The sequence below is a fragment of the Moorella humiferrea genome (assembly GCF_039233145.1).
Lineage (GTDB): Bacteria > Bacillota > DSM-521 > Neomoorellales > Neomoorellaceae > Neomoorella > Neomoorella humiferrea.
Map to the genome: position 1 here is coordinate 2,548,947 of NZ_CP136419.1, position 20,406 is coordinate 2,569,352.

Sequence of the window (20,406 nt, forward strand, 5' to 3'; positions counted from 1 at the left end):
GGTAGTCGGCAATCTCAGACATCGGCAAAAAATTAAGGCAGGTATGAGCCTGTTACCTGCCCCTGTCTTTTTACCCGGCGTTTTTAGCCGCGCCGGATCGCCTTTATACCGCCGTCCCGCCCCAGCGCATCGAGCATGGTCAGGGCCTTGCCCGTTCCCAGTGCCACGCAGGAAACTGGGTCTTCGGCCACGTGAACCGGCAGCCCCGTTTCTTCGCTGATGAGCATGTCTATGCCGTGGAGAAGGCTACCCCCGCCGGTCATGACAATACCTTTGTTCACCAGATCGGCGGCCAGCTCCGGCGGGGTCTTTTCTAAAACTTCCTTGACCGCACCGACGATCTGCTGCAATGGCTCCTGGATGGCGGTGTAAATCTCCTCGGCCGTTATTTTTACCGTTTTGGGCAGGCCCGTCACCAAATCGCGACCGCGGACGTCCATGGCCTTTTCCTCCACCTTGGAAGCTAGATGGGCCGTGCCGATGCGGATTTTCAGTTCTTCGGCGCTACGCTCGCCGATCATCAAATTGTGTTCGCGGCGTATGTAGCGGACGATGGCTTCATCGAACTTGTCACCCGCTACCCTGATGGAGGTGCTGCAGACGATACCCCCCAGGGAAAGGACGGCGATGTCGGTGGTACCGCCGCCGATGTCCACCACCATGGAACCGCTGGGTTCGGATATGTCCAGACCGGCGCCCAGGGCCGCCGCCAGGGGCTCTTCGATGACGAAAGCCTGCCTGGCCCCGGCCTGAAGGGCCGCCTGGCGCACCGCCCGCTCCTCTACGCTGGTAACCCCCGTGGGGATGCAGACCATTACCCGCGGCCGTAATAACCCCTGGCGGCCGCAGGCCTTTTCAATAAAATAACGCAGCATCTTTTCGGTGCTGTCGTAATCGGCTATCACTCCGTCCCTTAAGGGCCGCAGGGCGACGATGCTGCCCGGGGTGCGTCCCAGCATGCGCCGGGCTTCTTCACCCACGGCAAATATCTGGCCGCTTTCCCGATTGATGGCCACTACCGACGGCTCCCTGAGGACGATGCCTTTACCGTGCACGTACACCAGAACTGTGGCTGTCCCCAAATCGATGCCGATGTCCTGAAAGCTCAGGCGGAACATTAAGCTTCTCCCTTCCTCTCCCATGGCAATCGGCTTAATTATTCTCCAGGAGAGGAAAAGATTCCTTTCGTTTATTTAAGAAACCTGGTTTTCTTTGTATTTTTTTCGCGTAGCTTCCCCGCCCCGCAGGTGCCGCTCGGCCTTGTTGGCGTTGAGGACTTCTCTGACTTCCCGTGCCAGTTTTTGGTCGAGGCGCGGCAGGCGCTCAGTCACGTCTTTGTGCACGGTGCTTTTACTAACATTAAAAACAGTAGCCGCCCTGCGGACGGTACACTTGTACTCCACAATGTAGGCGGCTATTTTCAATACCCTCTCCTGGATGTAGTCCTGCATGGGGCAGCCTCCCATTTTCAATTCCGCTATAATTTTATTGGCAGGCTGCCGAAAAAAGAACTTACTGCAGGGCGGAAACGGGATCAAGGGCGCTGCCGTTTTTTAGCAGTTCCAGATGCAGGTGCGGTGGCGTACCCGCTTCGGCCGTACCCGGTTCGCCCACTTCCCCGAGGACGGCGCCGGCCTGGATCTTATCGCCCTTGGCTACCTTGATGCTGTTCAAATGGGCGTAGACGAGCTGGTAGCCGTTGTCCAGGTCGACCGTCAACCGGTAGCGCCAGGCGTCACTGTGTTCCACCTGCCTGACCACTCCGGCGGCAGCGGCCCTAACCTCGCTGCCCGCCGGCGCCTCGATATCTACCCCGCTGTGGAAGCGGTAGTCGCCGAAGGCCGGGGCGTAACTAAAACCGTAACCTTTGGTGAGTTTCCCCGTGACGGGCAAGGCGAGGTCGGGAAGGTCCCGGGATTGATCCCCTTCCGCCGTCGTTGCCGGGGCGGCGTGGACCCCCATTTGTCCCTGGAGTTCCGGCGGCACGGTGGTGGAGCCCGCCGGGATTTCTTTAGGAGCCGGCGCCTCCCCCGGAAGCGCCACCTGCCCGCCGGGGGTAAAGGTTTCCACGGCGTGCTTCTTGAAGACGGCGTCGTTGGTCACCAAGTAGTAGCTGCCGCCGAAGACAAGGGCCAGCAACAAAAGGTAAACGCCGCGACGCCTTAAAGCCCGCGCCAGCCCCTGCAATGATAATAGTTTTTTCCATGAGGCCAGAATCTTCAGCATAGGGTTTCATCACCTCAGCTTGGATTCTGCCCCATTTTTGGTTTTTTATACCTGTTATCGGTTTTCAATCCTGGTGCCGCGGTAGTAATAGGCAAGAATCTCGGCAAAGTTTTTGCCTTCCCGGGCCATGCCGTTGGCACCGTACTGGCTCATGCCCACGCCGTGGCCGTAGCCGGTTACGGTGAAGATAAGGTTATCACCCTGAACCTGCCAGGTGAAGTCCGTCGACGGCAGGCCCAGGAGACGCCGCAGTTCGGTGGCGGCAAAGGTTTTGCCGCCGATTTTTATAGTCTTGACGCGACCGGTTGCCGTCCTTTCCAGAACCTTAATGGCGCCGCCGCCAGGCGATAAAGATGCCGCCGGCACGGCGGTTAAGCTTACGCCGAGCCTGCGGTCCAGATCCTCCAAAGTCATGGCCACAGTGGACTGGTAGCGCGGCGCGTCTTTATCCCAAGGGGAAGGCACGCTCTGGAGGTAGGGCAGGTCCCGGCCCCAGACGTCCGCCGCCCTTTCGGTCCGGCCACCGCCGTTGGCGTGGTACACGGGATCGATGAGCTTGCCCTGGTAGGTGAGGACCATTCCCTGGGTGGCCCGTACGGCCTCCTGGATTTTATTTTTATAGCGCCAGTAATTGAAAAGGCCCCAGCGCCGCCTTAGAACGTCATCATCAGCATAGGCCTGGCAGTGGGCGGGATCGGTGCAGATGTCGGCATGGGGATGGAGTTCGTCGGGTTTAACTCTGGCTTCCTCTATTTTTTTCAGGGTATAGGTCCGCGCGGCCACGGCCTGGGCTTTAAGGGCTTCCACGGCAAATTCGGCCGGCATCTCCCCGGCCACCACCCCGGCTATATACTGCTCCAGGGGAAGGATCTGTACGGTGCCGGTCTGGTGAAAGTAAACCCTTACCAGCTGCCGTCCTTCCTGGACCTGCACCGGCGGCCGGAAAAGGCTGAGCCCCTCGATGATGACGGCCGGCAGGATGATCACGGCCGCAAAAATAAAGATGATGAAAATCCCCAGCAGTTTACGCATATGCTCTCCCTCCGGCGGGTTTACGGGATTTGTCCACCCCTACTGTCCATGTATATGAGGGCTTGACCAAAAAAAGACCGCCCTCTAAAGGGCGGTCGGCCTCATCTATCTTTCCGTGTTATATCTGCTCCCAGGGCCCGGAGTTTGCCCACCAGATCTTCGTAGCCCCGGTCGATGTGGTGGACGCAGGAAATCGTCGTCTCCCCTTCGGCTGTGAGGCCGGCAATGACCAGGGCGGCGCCGGCCCGTAAATCGGTAGCCTTAACCGGCGCGCCGGTGAGTTTTTCCTTGCCCTTGACCACGGCGCAATGGCCCTCAATAATAATGTCGGCCCCCATGCGTTTCAGTTCATTGACGTGCATGAAGCGGTTTTCAAATACCGTCTCGGTCACTACGCTGCTGCCCCTGGCGGTGGCAAGGAGGGCCATGAACTGGGCCTGCATGTCGGTGGGAAAGCCGGGATAGGGCATGGTCTTAATATCTACCGCCTTTAAGGGCAGCTGCGACCGCACCCTGATGCCGCCGTCTTCTTCGCAGAGCTCGGCTCCCGCCTCGGCCAGCTTGGCCATGACGGCCTTCAGGTGGGTGGGAATGACGTTTTCCAGCAAAACGTCGCCGCCGGTGGCGGCCGCGGCAATCATGAAGGTACCGGCCTCGACGCGGTCGGGGATCACGGCGTGGCGGGCGCCGTGGAGTTCCCTAACACCCTCGATTTTAATGACCCTGGTGCCGGCGCCGCTGACGCGGCCGCCCATGGCGTTGATAAAGTTGGCCAGGTCGACGATCTCCGGCTCGCCGGCGGCGTTTTCTATCACCGTGGTCCCCTCGGCCAGGGCGGCGGCCATCATAATATTTTCCGTGGCCCCGACGCTGGGAAAATCCAGATAAATAGAAGCGCCCTTCAACCGGCCGGCCTCGGCCTCTACATTACCGTTGTTAACCTTAAGGGAGGCGCCCAGGGCGGCCATACCTTTAAGGTGCAGATCGATGGGCCTGGCGCCTATGGCGCAGCCGCCGGGCAGGGATACCTTCACCCGGCCCAGGCGCGCCAAGAGCGGCCCCATAACCAGAAAAGACGCCCGCATGCGGCGGACGAATTCATAGGGCGGTTCCACCCGCTCTAAAGAAGCGGCCTTTATCCTTAAATTTTTTACCCCTTCAGGGTATACTTCGGCGCCCAACTCGCCGATAACCCCGCACATGGTGTCCACATCGGCTAGGCGGGGAATGTCTTCCAGATAGCATTCATCTTCGGTAAGCAGGCAGGCCGCGATGATGGGCAGTACGGCGTTTTTGGCGCCGCTGACGACCACCCGGCCTTCCAGGCGCGCACGGCCTTTTATGACGATAGCCTCCAATTTCCCTTGGCCCCTTTGGCGATAAAGCTTATTTAAAATTTATTATAGCATATACAAGTTAATACTCGCCACCTAAAAGGGGACATCCTAAATAAATATATGTTTTGCCTTCGACGGCATGATACCTCAGGGCCACGTTGACGTTTACCTTCCGGCCGGCCACTTCCAGAAAATCGGGTAGCCTGGAGGTGTAGGCGCTTACGGAAAGGAGTTCACCGTCTTCTATCCCCTCCACCTTCTGCGCCTCCAGGGTTTTGAGGATATTCTCCGCGCGCCGCTCCCTTTCCGTGGACGCGAGCCTGCCGGGAACGAACCCCGTCATGGTGTAAGTCAGACGGGGCTCGGCCTGCCAGGGGCTGAAGGCCGCCCGCATCTTTGCCAGCCAGGCGTGGATCTCCCGCTCCCCCTCCCGGGGACGTCCGGAAACGTTTATAAGGAGGTATGTTTCTCCTTCACCCCCCGAACCTGATAGGCTCTGGAGGGAAAAGAACAGGGCCGTCCCCGGCTGCACTTCCCCCTGCCAGTACACGGCGTGAAAACCTTCTCCGTCCTGGGCGGTGAAGTTCGTGCCTTTATCACCATCTACTCCCAGGGCGGCCGCCGCCTGCCGGGCCATTTCGTAAAGGGCACCGGCGTCTACAAATGCCCCGTTGACTACCGCCCAGGCTTCCAGGGTCACGGTATCCAGTCTGGCCCCGCCCGCCTGGAGGGCGTCGAGTAAAAGGCCGGGCACCCGATCTTCTTCAGCCGTAGCGGTAGCTTTTTTCAGGGCTAAATCTTCCCTGTGGGCCGGTCTGGGGAGGCTGCGGGCTGACCCCAGTCCACCGAGGAAACCGAGGATGAAAATTATGAACAGACCGAGTTTAAAATAAAAGCGCAAAGCAAAAGGCCCCCTTGCAAGAATAGGTACATACCTATTCTTGCCGGGGGACCGTCGCATTAAACTATTCTTTAAAGGGCGCCGGCGGCCTTGAGGCGCGCCGTGGCCCGCTGCAGGGCGGCTTCGGCCCGGGCCACATCCAGTCCGGGGGGCCGGTTTTTGAGGCGCTCTTCGGCCCGCTCCCTGGCCCGCCGTGCCCGTTCCACGTCGATCTCCGCCGCCCTTTCCGCCGTGTCGGCCAGGATGACCACGTGCTCCGGCCCGACTTCCAGGAAGCCGCCCGACACAGCCAGGCGCTCTTCGCCGCCGTCCTGCCGGCGATAGGTCACCACCCCGGGTTTAAGGGGGGTGATGAGAGGGGCGTGGCCGGGCAGAATGCCCAGGTACCCCAGGATTCCCGGGGCGATGACTTCCGTTGCCTCCGTTTTTACCGTCGGCCTTTCGGGAGTTATAACTTCCAGCTGCAGGAGGGGCATTTACATCATCTCCTGCCCCTTCTTGACGGCTTCATCAATGGTGCCCACCATATAGAAGGCCTGTTCGGGCAAGTTGTCGTGGCGCCCTTCCAGGATCTCCTTGAAGCCGCGAATGGTTTCCTTTAACGGCACGTATACGCCGGGCTGTCCGGTGAAGGCTTCCGCCACGTGGAAGGGCTGGGACAGGAAGCGCTGGATTTTGCGCGCCCGGGCCACAATGAGCTTGTCTTCTTCCGAGAGCTCATCCATGCCCAGGATGGCGATGATGTCCTGGAGCTCTTTATAGCGCTGCAGGATGCGCTGCACGCCCCGGGCCACCTGGTAGTGTTCCTCGCCCACGATTCTGGGGTCGAGGATGCGGGAGGTGGAATCCAGGGGATCCACGGCCGGATAGATGCCCAGCTCGGCTATCTGCCGGGACAGCACCGTGGTGGCGTCCAGGTGGGCGAAGGTGGTAGCCGGCGCCGGGTCCGTCAGGTCGTCGGCCGGCACGTATATGGCCTGAACGGAGGTGATGGAACCCTTCTTGGTGGAGGTAATGCGCTCCTGCAGGGCGCCCATCTCCGTGGCCAGGGTGGGCTGGTAGCCGACGGCCGAGGGCATACGTCCCAGGAGGGCCGACACTTCGGAACCGGCCTGGACGAAGCGGAAGATGTTGTCGATGAAGAGGAGGACGTCCTGACCTTCGGCGTCCCGGAAATACTCGGCCATGGTCAGACCTGTAAGGCCCACCCGCAGACGGGCCCCCGGGGGTTCGTTCATCTGGCCGAATACGAGGGCCGTTTTTTCCAGAACCCCAGATTCCTTCATTTCCAGGTAGAGGTCGTTGCCTTCACGGGTGCGCTCGCCGACACCGGCAAAGACGGAAAAACCGCCGTGTTCGTAGGCTATGTTGCGGATGAGTTCCATAATGAGCACCGTCTTGCCCACGCCGGCGCCGCCGAAAAGGCCAATTTTTCCGCCTTTGGCGTAAGGCGCCAGGAGGTCGACTACCTTGATGCCCGTCTCCAGAATCTCTGTGGACGGCTGCTGTTCCTCGAAGGAGGGCGCTGGCCGGTGAATGGGCAGGCGTTCCGTAGCCTCCACCGGGCCCTGGTTGTCAATGGGCTCGCCCAGGACGTTAAAGAGCCGGCCCAGGGTCGCCCGGCCCACCGGTACGGTGATGGGGGCGCCGGTATCCACGGCCTTCATCCCCCGCTGCAGGCCGTCGGTCGAGGAAAGGGCCACGCAGCGCACCGTGTTGTTTCCCAGATGCTGCATGGCTTCCATGGTGATATTGAGCCTGTCGTTCTTGATGACAATGGCGTTATACAGGTCGGGTAGCTCGTCGCTGGCGAACTCTACGTCTACTACCGGGCCGATTACCTGTACTACCTGTCCTTCGTTCAATCCATATCCCCTCCTTTACTTCAGGGCGTCCGCCCCGGCCACTACCTCGACGATCTCCCGGGTAATGGCCGCCTGGCGAGCGCGGTTGAAGGATAGGGTTAATTTGTCGATCATTTCGGCCGCGTTTTCCGTGGCGTTGTCCATAGCCGTCATCCGGGCGCCGTGCTCGCTGGCCTTGGCCTCCAGAAGGGCCCGGTAGACCTTGATCTCGCAGTAGCGCGGCAACAGACTCTGCAACACCGCTGCGGGAGACGGTTCGTAGATATAATCCTCAACTCCGCCCCCCCTGGCGTCGTCGGCCGCAATGGGTAACAGGCGGTCGACGCGGGGCACCTGGCGCAGTGCGGAATAAAAACGGGAGTAAATGAGATTTATCTCGTCCAGGGTGCCTGCAAGATAAAGGTCCACCAGCTGGCGGGCCAGCTCGCGGGCTTGGGTGATGTCGGGTTCGTCGCCGATGTCGGTGAAGGACCGCACGATCTCCACCTGACGGCGGCGGAAATAGTCCCGACCCTTACGGCCTACGGCCACCAGGGCCGCCGGGCGCGTCTCCGTCTGCAGGCGTTCCTCGGCCAGACGGATGAGGTTGGCGTTATATCCCCCAGCCAGACCGCGGTCGCCGGTAATCAGCACGTAACCGACCTTTTTGACCTCCCGGGGTGCCGCCAGGGGCTGGCTCATAAGGTCCACACTTCCCATAAGGCGGCCGACGACTTCTTCCAGTTTCTCGGTGTAGGGCCGGGCTGCCGTGACCTGGGCCTGGGCCTTGCGCAGTTTGGCTGCCGCCACCATCTTCATGGCCCGGGTGATGTGCTGGGTATTCCTGATGCTGCGGATACGGCGCTTCAGGTCACGCATGCTGGGCATGACGCCTCACCACCTTTACGCCTTGGCGGCAGCGGTGAAGCTGCCCTTGAATTCTTCGATGCTCTTCTTTAACTTTTCCTCCAGCTCGCCGTCAAGCTGGCGCTTTTCCCGGATGCCCTGCAAAACCTCGGGATGGACGCTGTGGAGGAAGCGCAGGAATTCCCTTTCAAAGGGCCGCACCCTTTCTAAGGGCAGGTCGTCCAGGAAACCGTTGACGGCGGCATAGAGAACCGCCACCTGCTCCTCCACCGGCATGGGCTGGTACTGGTCCTGTTTTAAAATCTCCATCATACGTTCGCCGCGGGCCAGCCGTGCCTGGGTGGTTTTATCCAGGTCGGAGCCGAACTGGGCAAAGGCCGCCAGCTCCCGGTACTGGGCCAGGTCAAGGCGCAGGCGGCCGGCCACCTGTTTCATGGCCTTGATCTGGGCCGCGCCCCCTACCCGGGACACCGACAGGCCCACGTTGACGGCCGGACGCTGGCCGGCGTAGAAAAGGTCGGACTCCAGGTAGATCTGGCCATCGGTGATGGAGATGACGTTAGTGGGAATGTAGGCCGAAACATCCCCCGCCTGGGTCTCGATAATGGGGAGGGCCGTCAGGGAGCCTCCCCCCATGGCGTCGCTCAAACGTGCCGCCCGTTCCAGCAGGCGGGAGTGCAGATAGAAGACGTCGCCCGGATAGGCTTCCCGTCCCGGCGGGCGTCTGAGGAGCAGGGACAGCTCGCGGTAGGCGGCGGCGTGCTTGGAAAGGTCGTCGTAGACGCAAAGGACGTCCCGGTGCTGCTCATACATGAAATACTCGCCCATGGCGCAGCCGGCATAGGGAGCAATGTAGAGCATGGGGGCCGGTTCGCTGGCCGTGGCCGAAACGACGATGGTGTATTCCATGGCCCCGGCTTCCTCCAGGCGCTGCACGACGCCAGCTACGGTGGAGGCCTTCTGGCCGATGGCCACGTAAATGCAAATGACGTTCTGGCCTTTTTGGTTGATGATGGTGTCCACGGCGATGGCCGTCTTGCCCGTTTGGCGATCGCCGATGATTAGTTCCCGCTGGCCGCGGCCGATGGGGATCATGGAATCGACGGCTTTAAGGCCCGTCTGCAGGGGAGTATTCACCGGCTGGCGGTAGACGACGCCGGGGGCCGGCGATTCCACCGGCCGGAATTTGTCTGCCTTGATGGGCCCTTTGCCGTCTATGGGCTGCCCCATGGCGTTGACTACCCGGCCGATCAGGGCTTCGCCCACCGGGACTTCGACTATGCGCCCCGTACGCTTGACCCGGTCCCCTTCTTTAATGTGGGTGTAGGGACCCAGGACGACGGCGCCGACGTTGTCTTCTTCCAGATTGAGGACCATGCCGTAGACGTTGCCGGGAAACTCCAGGAGCTCGCCGGCCATGGCCCGCTCAAGGCCATATATACGGGCGATGCCGTCGCCGACCTGGGTGATGATGCCCGTGTCGGCCACTTCTACTTCCAGCTGGTACTGCTCGATCTGGTTCTTCAGAATGCTGGTTATTTCATCGGGCCGGATGCTCAAGACTGTTTTTCACCCCTTTGCGCGCCTGGGTTGTTTTCGTTCGCTCCGTGACCCTCGCGGAGCGGTCTACGGCTCAGCCTCCGGCTCGGGCGGGGTTCCCGGCCTATTCGGCATCCTTGCCTCAAAGGCCGGCCTCGGACCTCCTGTCCTCGGCCCCGCCCTCGTCCTTCGGCTTCGCCGCATCCCCTTGGCCGCTCGGGTCAAGTCGCTCACTCCAAACAACACCAGCCTTTAAACATTAAAACAGCGCTATTAAAGAAACTTCTTTCTTACGCGCCTTTCAAGTGTTCGCCCAAAAGTTCCAGCTTTTTCTTCAAGCTGGCGTCGAGGACGCGATCGCCTATGCGGATGACCATCCCGCCGAGGAGGGAAGGTTCTATCCTGGTATGCAGGCGGACGTTCTGTCCCGTAACCAGGCTCAATTTTTCCTGCAGGGCGGCAATGAGCTCCGCCGAAGGCGGCGCCGCCACCTGAACTTCCACCGGCAGCACCTTGTTTTCCCGGTCCACCAGGCGGCGGAACTGGACGGCCATTTCCGGCAAATAACGTTCCCGGCCTTTGGCCAAGACCAGGTGCAAGAAGTTTTTAAGGATTGGATCGATGTCCGGGAAAAGGGAATCCATTATTTTCTGTTTTTCCCGGACGGGAATGAGCTGGTGATAGAGAACGCGGCGCAGTTCCTGGTTTTCCCCCAGGGCCCGACCGACTTCTTCCAGTACGACGGCGAAGGCTTCCGTAGCGCCTTTCTGGCGGGCTATCTCGAAAAGGGCGCGGGCGTAACGCCGGGCTATTGTCTGGCCGCTCATTGCAGTCGTTCCACCTCGGCCAGGGCTTCCCGGGCCAGGCGTTCCTGATCGTCAGGGGTCAGGGTGCGCCCCAGCACCTTCCCCGCCGCCAGCACCGCTAGAGTAGCCGCCTCGCTGCGGATGGCGGCCAGGGCCTTGCTCTTTTCGCCTTCGATTTCGGCCCGGGCCTGTTCCAGAGCCCGGCCGGCCTCTTCTTTGGCCCTGGCTACAATTTCCGCCCGCGTTTCCTCGGCCATCTTGTTGGCCCGCTCGAGGATCTCCTGGGCCTCCCGACGGGCGTTGTGGAGCTGCTGTTCATACGCGGTGAGCATCTCCTCCGCCTTTTGTTTGGCCGCAGCCGCTTCCTTCAAGTCGCCTTCGATTTTGGCTTCGCGGTCGGCCAGGATCTTGCCCAGGGGTTTATAGAGGAGGATATAGAGAACCCCCATAACTACCAGGAGGTTGACGACCTGGAATAAAAATGTCCAACCGTTGAAATTAAGAGCCTGAAAGATGCCCTGCACGTGGCCACCCTCCTTTCGCTGTGCCGATAAACGGCGGGGCGGAATAAGGCGTTCGCGCGCCTTACCCGCCCTGCGCTATATTTTACAGCTTGGTCCACATGAGGATGGCAATAACGAAGGAAAAGAGGGTCAGGGCTTCCATGAAGGCCAGGGCCAAAAGCAGCGTGGTGCGGATGTTGCCGCTGGCTTCGGGCTGGCGCGCGATACCTTCCATGGCTCCCCGGGAGGCATAACCCTGTCCCAGGGCCGAACCCAGGGCCGCCAGGCCGATGGCCAGTCCTACGCCGATGAAACCTAATGCCGTCATTTTCGATCAATTCCTCCTTTTAAGTATGGCTTCCTCTTCATTCAGGCCGACCGTCACCGCCGGCCGCCTTTTTATTCTTTAAGCACCATTAGTGCCCGTGGACAAAGCTAGCTATATAGGTTACTGTGAGCAGGGTAAAAACAAAGGCCTGAATCAAGCCCATAAGGACGCCCAGGATCATAATGGGCGTCGGCAGCAAAAAGGGAAGCATAATAAAGAGGATGGTAACCACCATCTCTTCCCCGAACATGTTGCCGAAGAGACGCAGGGACAGGGAAACGGGTTTGACCAGTTCTTCGAGTACGTTCAGGGGAAAGAGAAAGGGCACCGGCTGAAAGAAGTGTTTGATGTAGCCGATCAGGCCTTTTTTACGGATGCCTATCAGCTGGACTATGATGATGGTGGTGACGGCAAAGGCCGCCGTGGTGGAAAGGTCCATGGTCGGGGGTTTCATCCCGGGGATGAACCAGGAAAGGTTGAGGCTTAAAATAAAGATAAAGAGGGTAGCCGCCAGGGGCAAGTAACGACGGCCTTCCTTACCCATGGCCTCCTCCAAAAGGCCGTATAAAAATTCCAGAAGCATCTCGAAAAGGTGTTGGACACCCCGGGGGATAAAGGTCAATTTCCTGGTCGCCAGAAAAACCCCCAACAACAGGACGGCCATGATGATCCACGTATTAACCACCGTGGAATAGACCGGTATCGGCCCCAGGTAAAAAACTTCATGGGGCCGCACGTGGGCCATTATTTCCCCTAAGGCCCGCAGTCCCATTACTTCATCCCTCCTTTCCGGCAGATGATGAGCACGGCCTCGCCCATATAGACCAGGACCTCAAGGATCAGTCCCGTCAACACCCCAAAAAGAAAGGCGATCCCCCCCGCCGCGGCCGCCCCGAGAACGGCTACGGCAAGCAGAGAGCGGGCGAGGGCGCGGCCGAAGAAACGATTAAAGGCCTTACCCGGCGGCAGGTTGTCCAGATTTTCTACGGCGGCCGCCTGCCAGCGCAGGAGCAACAGGGAGACTGGCAAAGCCATCCCTACGCCGGCGGCATAGGCATAATATCCGCCGCCCACCCCTGCCACCGCCGCCACGGCGGCCAGCATTAGCATGCCCTTTTCAATCCGGGTCAATCTTATCCTGCCCATGGTTTTTTTGCGGCGGCTCTTTTTCTAAAATCCACAGCTCGCTTAAAATAGAGCGAAAACCGACACCTACGCCTCCAAGCACGCCCACCACCAGAAAGAGGGGCGACGTGCCCAGGCGCCTGTCCAGCCACATCCCGCCGTAAAGGCCTAAAAGGATGGCAGCCGTCATGGTGACCCCGAAGGAAAAGGCCAGATTGGCGAAGCGTGCGTAGTCCCAGTATTGACGTTTTTTGTCGGTCATTTGATGTTAAAATGCGCCCGCAGGATAAATTTATACCCGGTACCGTAAAATGTATTCTCTTTTCACAAGAGAAATCCTGCCTTATAAATGTTTATTTTTTATACCGGTGCAAAATCCTGGGGTCTTGCTACGGAAAGGCCGAAATAGTGGCGCAGGGCGCCGCGGATGCGCCGGGAGGCCTGTCCGTCACCGTAAGGGTTTACGGCGTGGGCCATGCGCTGGTATGCCCGGTGGTCCGTCAGAAGCTCTTCGGCCGCCGCAAGGATGGCATGGTAGGAGGTGCCCACCAGGCGTACCGTCCCGGCGGCGACGGCTTCCGGGCGCTCGGTGACCTCCCGCAAAACCAGCACGGGCTTGCCCAAGGCCGGGGCCTCTTCTTGCAGGCCGCCGGAATCCGTCAGCACCAGGTAAGAACGGGCCATAAGGTTGACGAAGGGCTCGTAGTCCAGGGGGTCGATTAAGTAGATACGCTCTTGTTCCCCCAGAATCTCCCCAGCTAGTTCGCGGACGCGGGGGTTGTAGTGGACGGGAAAGACGACGGCGATGTCATTATGGCGTCGCACCAGTTCTGCCAGGGCGGTGAATATTTCTCGCATAGGTTCGCCCCAGTTTTCCCGGCGGTGGGCGGTGACCAGGACGAGGCGCAGCCGTGTCATATCCAATTCCTTCAGGCGGGGATCGGTGAAGGTATATTCAGGTCGCACGGTGGCTTTCAGGGCGTCGATTACGGTATTGCCGGTAACGTAAATGCGTTCGGCGGCCACGCCCTCCCGCAAAAGGTTGTCCCGGGCGGTGGCCGTAGGGGCGAAGTGGATGTCAGCCAGCACCCCGGCCAGGCGGCGGTTCATTTCTTCCGGAAAGGGGGCGTAGCGGTCGCCGGTCCTTAAGCCCGCTTCCACGTGGCCGACGGGAACCTGCCGGTAAAAGGCGGCCAGGGCCGCCACAAAGGTGGTGGTGGTGTCGCCGTGGACCAGGACGATGTCCGGCCGGGATTCTTCTAAAACCCCGGCCAACCCGTTTAACGCTCTCGTAGTTATTTCTTCCAAGGACTGACGGGGACGCATGATGTCCAGGTCGTAGGCCGGCCGGATCCGGAACAGGCGCAGGACCTGATCCAGCATCTCGCGGTGCTGGGCCGTGACCGCCACCTGGCAGGAGAATTCTTCAGGAAAGCGATTCAGCTCTTTTACCACCGGCGCCATTTTGATGGCCTCGGGCCGGGTGCCAAAGACAGTTAAAACCTTTACAGGCGGCATGGATCTTCCTCCGGGGTCTTTAACAGTCTTTAAGGTATTTTTTAGCGCGAAGCTTGTTGATATGTTCTGCCAGGGCCTGCTGGATGTCGACGCCGTACTGGTCTTCCAGGACGAACATGAGGGAAACCGCCGTCTGGGCCACGTCCAGCAGCTCCCGGGTAATGGCCGCCAGAACGGCCTTCTGGTCCATCATGACCTCTTCCCCGCTCAAGCCCCGGAGCTTACCGATGGCCTGGGCCAGTTCCCCGGCTTCTTCCATGAGCTTTAAGGCGGTAGATTCCATGGTGGGCGTCAAATTGTCCAGTTTGGGCAAGGCGATGATCTTTTGCTGCAAAATTTTCCCCTCCCCGCCGTCTACGCGGAGGTTTATTTTTTACAAGGAAGGTGGACTATCTCCACCCCGGCCTCCCGCAGCCAGTCGCGGGCGACGGCATAGGGCCGGGCATAAACGACCCTCTTGATGCCGGCCTGGATGATGATCAAGGCGCACCTCTCGCAGGGATAATCGGTAACGTACAGGGTGGCCCCGGCTCGCTCTTCCGGCGAGCATTCCAGCAGGGCGTTTACTTCCGCGTGGATGGTCCGCTGGCAGTGTTCCCCTTCCAGGAGACAGCCGGCGTCCAGACAGTGGGGCAAGCCGTGGGGCGCGCCGTTGTAGCCCGTGCCTTTGATGCGCCTGTCCTTGACCACCACGGCGCCTACGGCGCGGCGGTTGCAGGTGCTGCGGCCAGCCACCTGGAAGGCGATGTCCATAAAGTATTCGTCCCAGCTTTTACGCATGGTCTTCCCCCGGGAGGCGCGGTTAAACGGCTAAAATATTGGCGGGTCATACCCGCCAGAAATATGGACTGTACCGCGCGTATCCCGCGCCTATTTTAGCATAATTTTTACCGCCCTACTAGCTTTTTTAAGCGGCATCTTTAAGGGAGTTCGGGGTAAAGGGGATAGGTCCGGCAGAGCTCGGCGACGATGCCCCGAGCCGTCGCAAGTTTTTGTTCGTCGGCGCCGTAGGAAAGGGCGAGATCTATGGCCCGGGCCACCTCCCGCATGGCGTCGTTGTCCATACCCCTGGTAGTCAGGGCGGCCGTACCCAGGCGGATGCCGCTGGTCACGCTGGGCTTCTCCGGATCGAAGGGGATGGCGTTTTTGTTGACGGTAATCTGGACCCGGGCGAGCAGGTCTTCGGCCGCCCGACCGGTAAGGCCTTTATTGCGCAGGTCGACGAGGATCAGATGGTTGTCGGTGCCGCCCGACACCAGGTTAAATCCGTAACCCAACAAGGCTTCGGCCAAAGCGCGGGCGTTGGCCACGATCCGTTCCTGATAGCGCTTGAATTCCGGCTGCATAGCCTCTTTCAAGGCCACGGCCTTGGCGGCAATGACGTGCATCAGGGGGCCGCCCTGGATGCCGGGAAAGACGGCCTTGTCGATTTCTTTGGCGTATTCCCGGGTAGTGAAAATAATGCCTCCCCTGGGGCCGCGCATGGTTTTGTGGGTGGTCGTCGTAACAAAATGGGCGTAAGGTATGGGGCTGGGATGGATGCCGGCGGCCACCAGTCCGGCGATGTGGGCCATGTCCACCATGAGGAGGGCGCCGACCTCATCGGCTATTTCCCTGAAGCGGGCAAAATCGATGACCCGCGGGTAGGCGCTGGCGCCGGCGACAATAAGCCTGGGCTTTACTTCCCGGGCGATTCTTAATACTTCATCGTAATCTATCCGCCCCGTATCGGGATTGACGCCGTAAAAGGAGAAATTATAGTAGCGGCCGGATATGCTTACCGGGCTGCCGTGGGTGAGATGGCCGCCGTGGGCCAGGTTCATCCCCAAGGCCCTATCGCCCGGTTTGAGGACGGCGAGGTAGACGGCCGTGTTGGCCTGGCTGCCGGAATGGGGCTGGACGTTGGCATGTTCGGCGCCGAAGAGGACCTTGGCCCGCTCCCGGGCCAGCTCTTCCACCACGTCCACCCACTCACAGCCGCCGTAGTAACGGTGGCCCGGGTAGCCCTCGGCGTACTTGTTGGTCAGGACCGAAGCATAGGCTTCCATGACCGCCGGACTGACAAAATTTTCCGAAGCAATGAGTTCTAAATGGGTGCGCTGGCGCTGCAACTCGCCCTTTATGGCCTCCACTATTTCAGGATCCACCTGGGCTACGACCTCTAGGTTCATAAAAATACCTCCTGTTCTTGGCTCGAGAGCTTTCTCCGGCCGCCGTTCTAATATGGTCCCTACAGCCTGTATACGGCACGTTCTCCGCCGATCAAAGGCGGCCGCGTCCGCGCCGCCGTAACAATGGCGTCGCCGACGTATTTGACCTGGAGGCGCACGGGAACGACCACCGGCTGCAGGTGCATGCCGATCAGGGTGGCGCCGATGTCCAGGCCGGCATGGGCCTTAATTCCGGTGACGACCACCGGACGGTGCATGGCCGCGAAGGCCGCCGTGGCCAGAGAACCGCCGGCTTTTGGCACCGGTACCACGGTTACCACCGGGAGGTTATACAGACGTGCGGCGCCGGCCTCGATAACCAGGGCCCGGTTTAAATGCTCACAGCACTGGGCCGCCACATATACCTGGGCCGCTGCAGCAGCTTCAAGGAGGCCCGCCACGACGGCCCGGCCAACCTCCAGGGAAGAGGCCGTTCCTATCTGTCGCCCGGCGATCTCGCTGGTGCTGCAGCCCACCACCAGTATCTGGCATGGTTTTAAGGCGGCAACGGTAATGAGTTCCGTGGCGGCCGCTTTAACGGCGGCGGTAATGGCGTTTAAATCGGCCATTTTACCCTTCCTTTCCGCCCTGTCCTTTGCGGCACGAATAGACGTCTTCTATGGCGCTGATCTTGGCCACCCGGCGGGCGTGACGGCCGCCGCTGAATTCTGCATCCAGCCACGTGGCGACGATTTCCAGGGCCAGACCAGGGCCGACGACGCGCCCGCCTAGGGTCAGGATATTGGCGTCGTTATGCTCCCGCGCCGCGCGGGCCGAAAAAGTATCGTGGCAGAGGGCGGCACGGATGCCCGGAACTTTGTTGGCCGCGATGCAGACGCCGATTCCCGTGCCACAGCAGAGAATGCCCCGATCGTATTCACCCCTGGCCACGGCTTCCGCCACCGCCCGGGCGTAGTCGGGATAGTCTACGGCCCCGGCGTCGTAGGTGCCGAAATCATGATTAATAATACCCCGGCTATCGAGATATTCTTTAATCGCCTGCTTGAGATGAAAACCGCCGTGGTCGCTGCCCAGGGCTATGCGCAATTGGACTTCACCTCCTGCGGCATATATTAAGTACTATTTAATCAATTCGCCATATAAATGCAAATTCCTCCTACGCAGACGTCCCTTTTTGATCCCGCACAAATTTCTCCAAGGCCTGTCCGACGAGTTCGGCGAGGACAGAAGCCGTGGCCCGGTATACTTCAAGGGGGCCCCCGATAGGATCAGGAATATCATAGTCCTCCCCGTTTTTGCCCCCTTCCAGGCGGACGTACTCCTTCAAAGTATAGGTTTTATCCCGGGCGGCGGGGTAAAGGTACAGGAGGAGTTCTTTGTGGGCCCTGGTCATAGTTAAAATCAGTTCGGCATCTTCTATCATTTCTTCCGTAACCCGGCGGGCGCGGTGGTCCCCCAGTTCGATGCCCATTTCCGCAACGGCCTGGACGGCTTCCGCCGTCGCCGGGTCGCCTTCCCGGGCCGCCAGGCCGGCCGAAGCAATGGAGATGTTGAAACCCCGCTCCTCGTTCAGGCGGCGGGCAATGGCCGCCGCCATGCTGCTACGGCAGGTGTTGCCGGTACAGATAAAGAGAATGCCCGGCATCAGCCCTACACCCCCAACAACATTTTTAAACCGATGCCGACGAGGATCAGGCCGCCGGCGATTTCGGCACGGCCGCCGAGATAGGCGCCCAGGCGCCGCCCCGTCAAGAGCCCCAGGGCCGTCATAACCCCGGCAATAATGCCCATGGTCAGCACCGTCAGGGGAATATTGACGCTGATGGCGCCGAGGCCGAACCCGACGCTTAGGGCGTCCATACTGACGCTCCCGGCCATAAAGAGCATTGCCGCCAGACCTCCAAGTATCCCCCTGCGTCCCGGTACTGCTTTAAGCATCTGCCCGGCCAGTCCGCCCTCGCCCGGGGAGGCCGCCGCTTCCCAGAGCATCATGCCCCCCATTCCCGCCAGAATCATGGCGCCGACGACGGCCGCCAGTTTTCCCAGAAGCCGCCCCAGCAACAGGCCTAAATACAGGCCGGTCAGGGGCATTATAATGTGAAAAATTCCTACCGTGCCGGCAAACAGCAGCGCCTGGCGCCCGCGCAGGCCGCCCAGGGCCAAACCCGTGGCCAGGGAAAAGGCGTCGGTGCCCAGGGCCATGGCCACCAGGATGAGACCTACAGGTTCCATAGGATTACCTCCGGCTTTAAGCATGGATAATGCGGTTGGCCGCCGACTTGCGCAGGCGGTTCATTATGGCCAGGCCCAAACCTTCTTCGGCAATGGCTTCAGCCAGGATGATGTCGGCCTGATGGCGGTCGCAGTTGCGCAGGGCGGCAAAGAGGTTGGCGGCGATGGTGGCCGGCCGGGAGCGGCTGCCCAGGATTTCCAGGTGGTCCGGCCGGGGTTCCTGCTCGTAGGCCGGAGCCGTTTCCTGGGTGGCCAGGACGGCCACCCGGTACCCGAGGCGCTGCCAGTCGGCCACTAAAGCCCGAATTTTGGCCGTGACCCGTTCTATCTCACCGGTGACGACGAAAACCTCTCCCCGGGGGGCGTAATGTTTATATTTCATCCCCGGGGCCCGCGGCTGTTCCGCCTGCTCACCCAGGGCTGCCGGGTCAATGGCCACTTCACCCAGAACCGAGGCAAGTTCCTCATAAGTAACGCCTCCGGGCCGCAGTATCGTTGGCACCGGAGCAGTCAGATCCAGAACCGTAGATTCCACGCCTACGGTGGCCGGGCCGCCGTCGACGACGGCATCAATCTTGCCCCGCAGGTCTTTAAGGACGTGAAGCCCCGTGGTCGGGCTGGGCCGGCCGGAAATATTGGCACTGGGCGCGGCTATGGGCAGGCGGGCGGCACGGATGAGGGCCTGGGCTACCGGATGGGCCGGCATGCGGATACCGACCGTATCCAGTCCGGCGGTAACGACGTCCGGAATAACCTCACTGCGCGGCAGCACCAGGGTAAGGGGCCCGGGCCAGAAACGCTGCATGAGCAGCGTCGCCCGCGGCGGCAGGTAAGCCACCAGATCTTGAACGTCCCGGAAGCTGGCGATGTGGACGATCAACGGATTGTCGCTCGGCCTTCCCTTGGCGCGAAATATGCGGCGCACGGCCCTGGCGTCCAGGGCGTTGGCCCCCAGGCCGTAGACCGTTTCCGTGGGAAAGGCCACCACGCCGCCGCGGTTTAATATCCGCGCCGCCAGGCGAATTTTATGCAGTTCCGGTACCCGGGGATCGATTTTCAAGTATTTTGTCCGCTTACCTGCTACCACCCATTTCACCTCTATGTGCAAATGGCATTTATTATTCTTCCCGGCGATAGGCCAGGAAACAACGATCGCGCCCGGCATAATCGGGCAAAATCGTCATATCCCGGTAGGCACCGGTGGCCGCCGCCAGCTCTAAAACGGACCGGCCCTGGTTGTGGCCTATCTCCAGGGCCACCAGCCCGCCGCCCTTTAAAACTGCAACCGCCCCCGGCAACAGACGGCGATAGGCCCCAAGGCCGTCCGGACCGCCGTCCAGAGCCAGGTGCGGTTCGGCCCTTACTTCCGGCGGAAGCCTGTCCAGTTCGGCAGCAGGTATGTACGGCGGGTTGGCCACCAGGGCGTCCAGTCTGAGGCCTTTAAGGGGGGTTAAAAAGTCGCCTTGAAGAAAAACAACCCGGCCCTCAAGGCCCAGCGCACGGGCGTTGTACCGGGCCACCTCGAGGGCTTCCGGGCTTATTTCGGTGGCATAAACTTTTGCATTGGGCAGGTAATGGGCCAGGCTTAAAGCTATGGCCCCGCTTCCCGTGCCGCAGTCGGCTATTGTATAATGCCCTACCTTATCAAGGCGCGCCAGGACGGCTTCCACCACTACTTCCGTATCCTGCCGGGGAATCAGGACCGCCGGGGTAACTTTGAATTCCAGGGCCATGAATTCCTGGCGGCCGGTTATATACTGCAGGGGATATCCCTTTGCCCGGCGTGCCACGGCCGGCCAGAACCTGGCGGCAACGTTTGGATCCAATGCCTCATCGAGCCGGGCCAGGAGGCCGGGCCGGCCGTACCCGCCGGCCCAGGAAAGGAGCACCTCTGCTTCCAGGCGAGGGCGGGGCACGCCACCCGCTTTTAATTGCCGGCTCGCGACCTGCAGGGCTTCCCCGAGAGTCGTCGCCACC

General features: G+C 60.6%; 26 protein-coding genes. All 26 read right to left on the reverse strand.

All coding sequences use genetic code 11. The features are described from left to right. Positions 1 to 83: 83 nt before the first annotated feature. Positions 84 to 1,118, reverse strand: a complete 1,035-nt coding sequence (locus tag MHFGQ_RS13115) for a rod shape-determining protein (RefSeq protein WP_106006260.1) — start codon at positions 1,116 to 1,118, stop codon at positions 84 to 86. A gap of 75 nt (positions 1,119 to 1,193) precedes the next feature. Beyond that, positions 1,194 to 1,451 carry a sporulation transcriptional regulator SpoIIID gene (gene spoIIID, locus MHFGQ_RS13120; protein WP_106006261.1) on the reverse strand — a complete coding sequence of 86 codons (258 nt, stop codon included), beginning with the start codon at positions 1,449 to 1,451 and terminating at the stop codon, positions 1,194 to 1,196. A 61-nt stretch (positions 1,452 to 1,512) separates the two neighbouring features. Then, entirely contained in the window at positions 1,513 to 2,226 is a 714-nt protein-coding gene (locus MHFGQ_RS13125) for a M23 family metallopeptidase (RefSeq protein ID WP_106006262.1), read from the reverse strand. A 54-nt stretch (positions 2,227 to 2,280) separates the two neighbouring features. Next, positions 2,281 to 3,258, reverse strand: a complete 978-nt coding sequence (gene spoIID / locus MHFGQ_RS13130) for a stage II sporulation protein D (RefSeq protein WP_106006263.1) — start codon at positions 3,256 to 3,258, stop codon at positions 2,281 to 2,283. A 101-nt stretch (positions 3,259 to 3,359) separates the two neighbouring features. Beyond that, positions 3,360 to 4,616 carry a UDP-N-acetylglucosamine 1-carboxyvinyltransferase gene (murA, locus tag MHFGQ_RS13135; protein WP_106006264.1) on the reverse strand — a complete coding sequence of 419 codons (1,257 nt, stop codon included), beginning with the start codon at positions 4,614 to 4,616 and terminating at the stop codon, positions 3,360 to 3,362. A 58-nt stretch (positions 4,617 to 4,674) separates the two neighbouring features. Next, entirely contained in the window at positions 4,675 to 5,496 is an 822-nt protein-coding gene (locus MHFGQ_RS13140) for a YwmB family TATA-box binding protein (RefSeq protein ID WP_170066388.1), read from the reverse strand. Positions 5,497 to 5,567: 71 nt separating this feature from the next. Next, a complete protein-coding gene (locus MHFGQ_RS13145) occupies positions 5,568 to 5,972 on the reverse strand; it encodes a F0F1 ATP synthase subunit epsilon (RefSeq protein ID WP_106006266.1) in 405 nt (134 codons plus the stop codon). Further along, entirely contained in the window at positions 5,973 to 7,361 is a 1,389-nt protein-coding gene (gene atpD, locus MHFGQ_RS13150) for a F0F1 ATP synthase subunit beta (protein ID WP_106006267.1), read from the reverse strand. Positions 7,362 to 7,376: 15 nt separating this feature from the next. Continuing rightward, a complete protein-coding gene (atpG, locus tag MHFGQ_RS13155) occupies positions 7,377 to 8,228 on the reverse strand; it encodes an ATP synthase F1 subunit gamma (RefSeq protein WP_106006268.1) in 852 nt (283 codons plus the stop codon). A gap of 15 nt (positions 8,229 to 8,243) precedes the next feature. After that, positions 8,244 to 9,767: a F0F1 ATP synthase subunit alpha gene (gene atpA / locus MHFGQ_RS13160; RefSeq protein ID WP_106006269.1), complete on the reverse strand. Its 1,524-nt coding sequence runs from the start codon at positions 9,765 to 9,767 to the stop codon at positions 8,244 to 8,246. A 269-nt stretch (positions 9,768 to 10,036) separates the two neighbouring features. Continuing rightward, the gene (gene atpH, locus MHFGQ_RS13165) at positions 10,037 to 10,573 is read right to left on the reverse strand and encodes an ATP synthase F1 subunit delta (protein WP_106006270.1); all 537 of its coding nucleotides are present in this window, start codon (positions 10,571 to 10,573) and stop codon (positions 10,037 to 10,039) included. Continuing rightward, positions 10,570 to 11,076: a F0F1 ATP synthase subunit B gene (atpF, locus tag MHFGQ_RS13170; RefSeq protein WP_106006271.1), complete on the reverse strand. Its 507-nt coding sequence runs from the start codon at positions 11,074 to 11,076 to the stop codon at positions 10,570 to 10,572. Before atpF ends, atpH begins: the two co-directional genes overlap by 4 nt. 82 nt (positions 11,077 to 11,158) lie before the next feature. Further along, positions 11,159 to 11,383, reverse strand: coding sequence for an ATP synthase F0 subunit C (gene atpE / locus MHFGQ_RS13175; RefSeq protein ID WP_106006272.1), 225 nt, complete (start codon positions 11,381 to 11,383; stop codon positions 11,159 to 11,161). A gap of 88 nt (positions 11,384 to 11,471) precedes the next feature. Beyond that, positions 11,472 to 12,155 carry a F0F1 ATP synthase subunit A gene (gene atpB, locus MHFGQ_RS13180; RefSeq protein WP_211292942.1) on the reverse strand — a complete coding sequence of 228 codons (684 nt, stop codon included), beginning with the start codon at positions 12,153 to 12,155 and terminating at the stop codon, positions 11,472 to 11,474. Continuing rightward, complete coding sequence (locus tag MHFGQ_RS13185; RefSeq protein ID WP_170066389.1) at positions 12,155 to 12,514, reverse strand: hypothetical protein; 360 nt, start codon at positions 12,512 to 12,514, stop codon at positions 12,155 to 12,157. Before MHFGQ_RS13185 ends, atpB begins: the two co-directional genes overlap by 1 nt. Beyond that, positions 12,501 to 12,770, reverse strand: a complete 270-nt coding sequence (locus MHFGQ_RS13190) for an AtpZ/AtpI family protein (protein WP_106006274.1) — start codon at positions 12,768 to 12,770, stop codon at positions 12,501 to 12,503. The genes MHFGQ_RS13185 and MHFGQ_RS13190 overlap by 14 nt, the downstream gene beginning before the upstream one ends. A 98-nt stretch (positions 12,771 to 12,868) precedes the next feature. Then, a complete protein-coding gene (wecB, locus tag MHFGQ_RS13195; RefSeq protein ID WP_106006275.1) occupies positions 12,869 to 14,026 on the reverse strand; it encodes a non-hydrolyzing UDP-N-acetylglucosamine 2-epimerase in 1,158 nt (385 codons plus the stop codon). A gap of 19 nt (positions 14,027 to 14,045) precedes the next feature. Beyond that, a complete protein-coding gene (locus MHFGQ_RS13200; RefSeq protein ID WP_106006276.1) occupies positions 14,046 to 14,360 on the reverse strand; it encodes a MazG-like family protein in 315 nt (104 codons plus the stop codon). Between the two features lie 32 nt (positions 14,361 to 14,392). Next, on the reverse strand, positions 14,393 to 14,806 hold the full coding sequence (locus MHFGQ_RS13205; protein ID WP_106006277.1) for a deoxycytidylate deaminase: 414 nt from the start codon (positions 14,804 to 14,806) through the stop codon (positions 14,393 to 14,395). A 140-nt stretch (positions 14,807 to 14,946) separates the two neighbouring features. After that, entirely contained in the window at positions 14,947 to 16,197 is a 1,251-nt protein-coding gene (gene glyA / locus MHFGQ_RS13210; RefSeq protein ID WP_106006278.1) for a serine hydroxymethyltransferase, read from the reverse strand. Between the two features lie 59 nt (positions 16,198 to 16,256). After that, positions 16,257 to 16,805: a TIGR01440 family protein gene (locus tag MHFGQ_RS13215; RefSeq protein WP_106006279.1), complete on the reverse strand. Its 549-nt coding sequence runs from the start codon at positions 16,803 to 16,805 to the stop codon at positions 16,257 to 16,259. Position 16,806: 1 nt separating this feature from the next. Continuing rightward, entirely contained in the window at positions 16,807 to 17,283 is a 477-nt protein-coding gene (gene rpiB / locus MHFGQ_RS13220; protein ID WP_170066390.1) for a ribose 5-phosphate isomerase B, read from the reverse strand. 70 nt (positions 17,284 to 17,353) lie between these two features. Further along, entirely contained in the window at positions 17,354 to 17,842 is a 489-nt protein-coding gene (locus MHFGQ_RS13225) for a low molecular weight protein arginine phosphatase (RefSeq protein WP_106006281.1), read from the reverse strand. A gap of 5 nt (positions 17,843 to 17,847) precedes the next feature. Next, positions 17,848 to 18,429, reverse strand: a complete 582-nt coding sequence (locus MHFGQ_RS13230) for a manganese efflux pump MntP (RefSeq protein WP_106006282.1) — start codon at positions 18,427 to 18,429, stop codon at positions 17,848 to 17,850. Between the two features lie 16 nt (positions 18,430 to 18,445). After that, positions 18,446 to 19,516: an L-threonylcarbamoyladenylate synthase gene (locus tag MHFGQ_RS13235; protein ID WP_245907904.1), complete on the reverse strand. Its 1,071-nt coding sequence runs from the start codon at positions 19,514 to 19,516 to the stop codon at positions 18,446 to 18,448. 31 nt (positions 19,517 to 19,547) lie between these two features. After that, the gene (gene prmC, locus MHFGQ_RS13240) at positions 19,548 to 20,405 is read right to left on the reverse strand and encodes a peptide chain release factor N(5)-glutamine methyltransferase (protein ID WP_106006284.1); all 858 of its coding nucleotides are present in this window, start codon (positions 20,403 to 20,405) and stop codon (positions 19,548 to 19,550) included. Position 20,406: the final 1 nt, after the last annotated feature.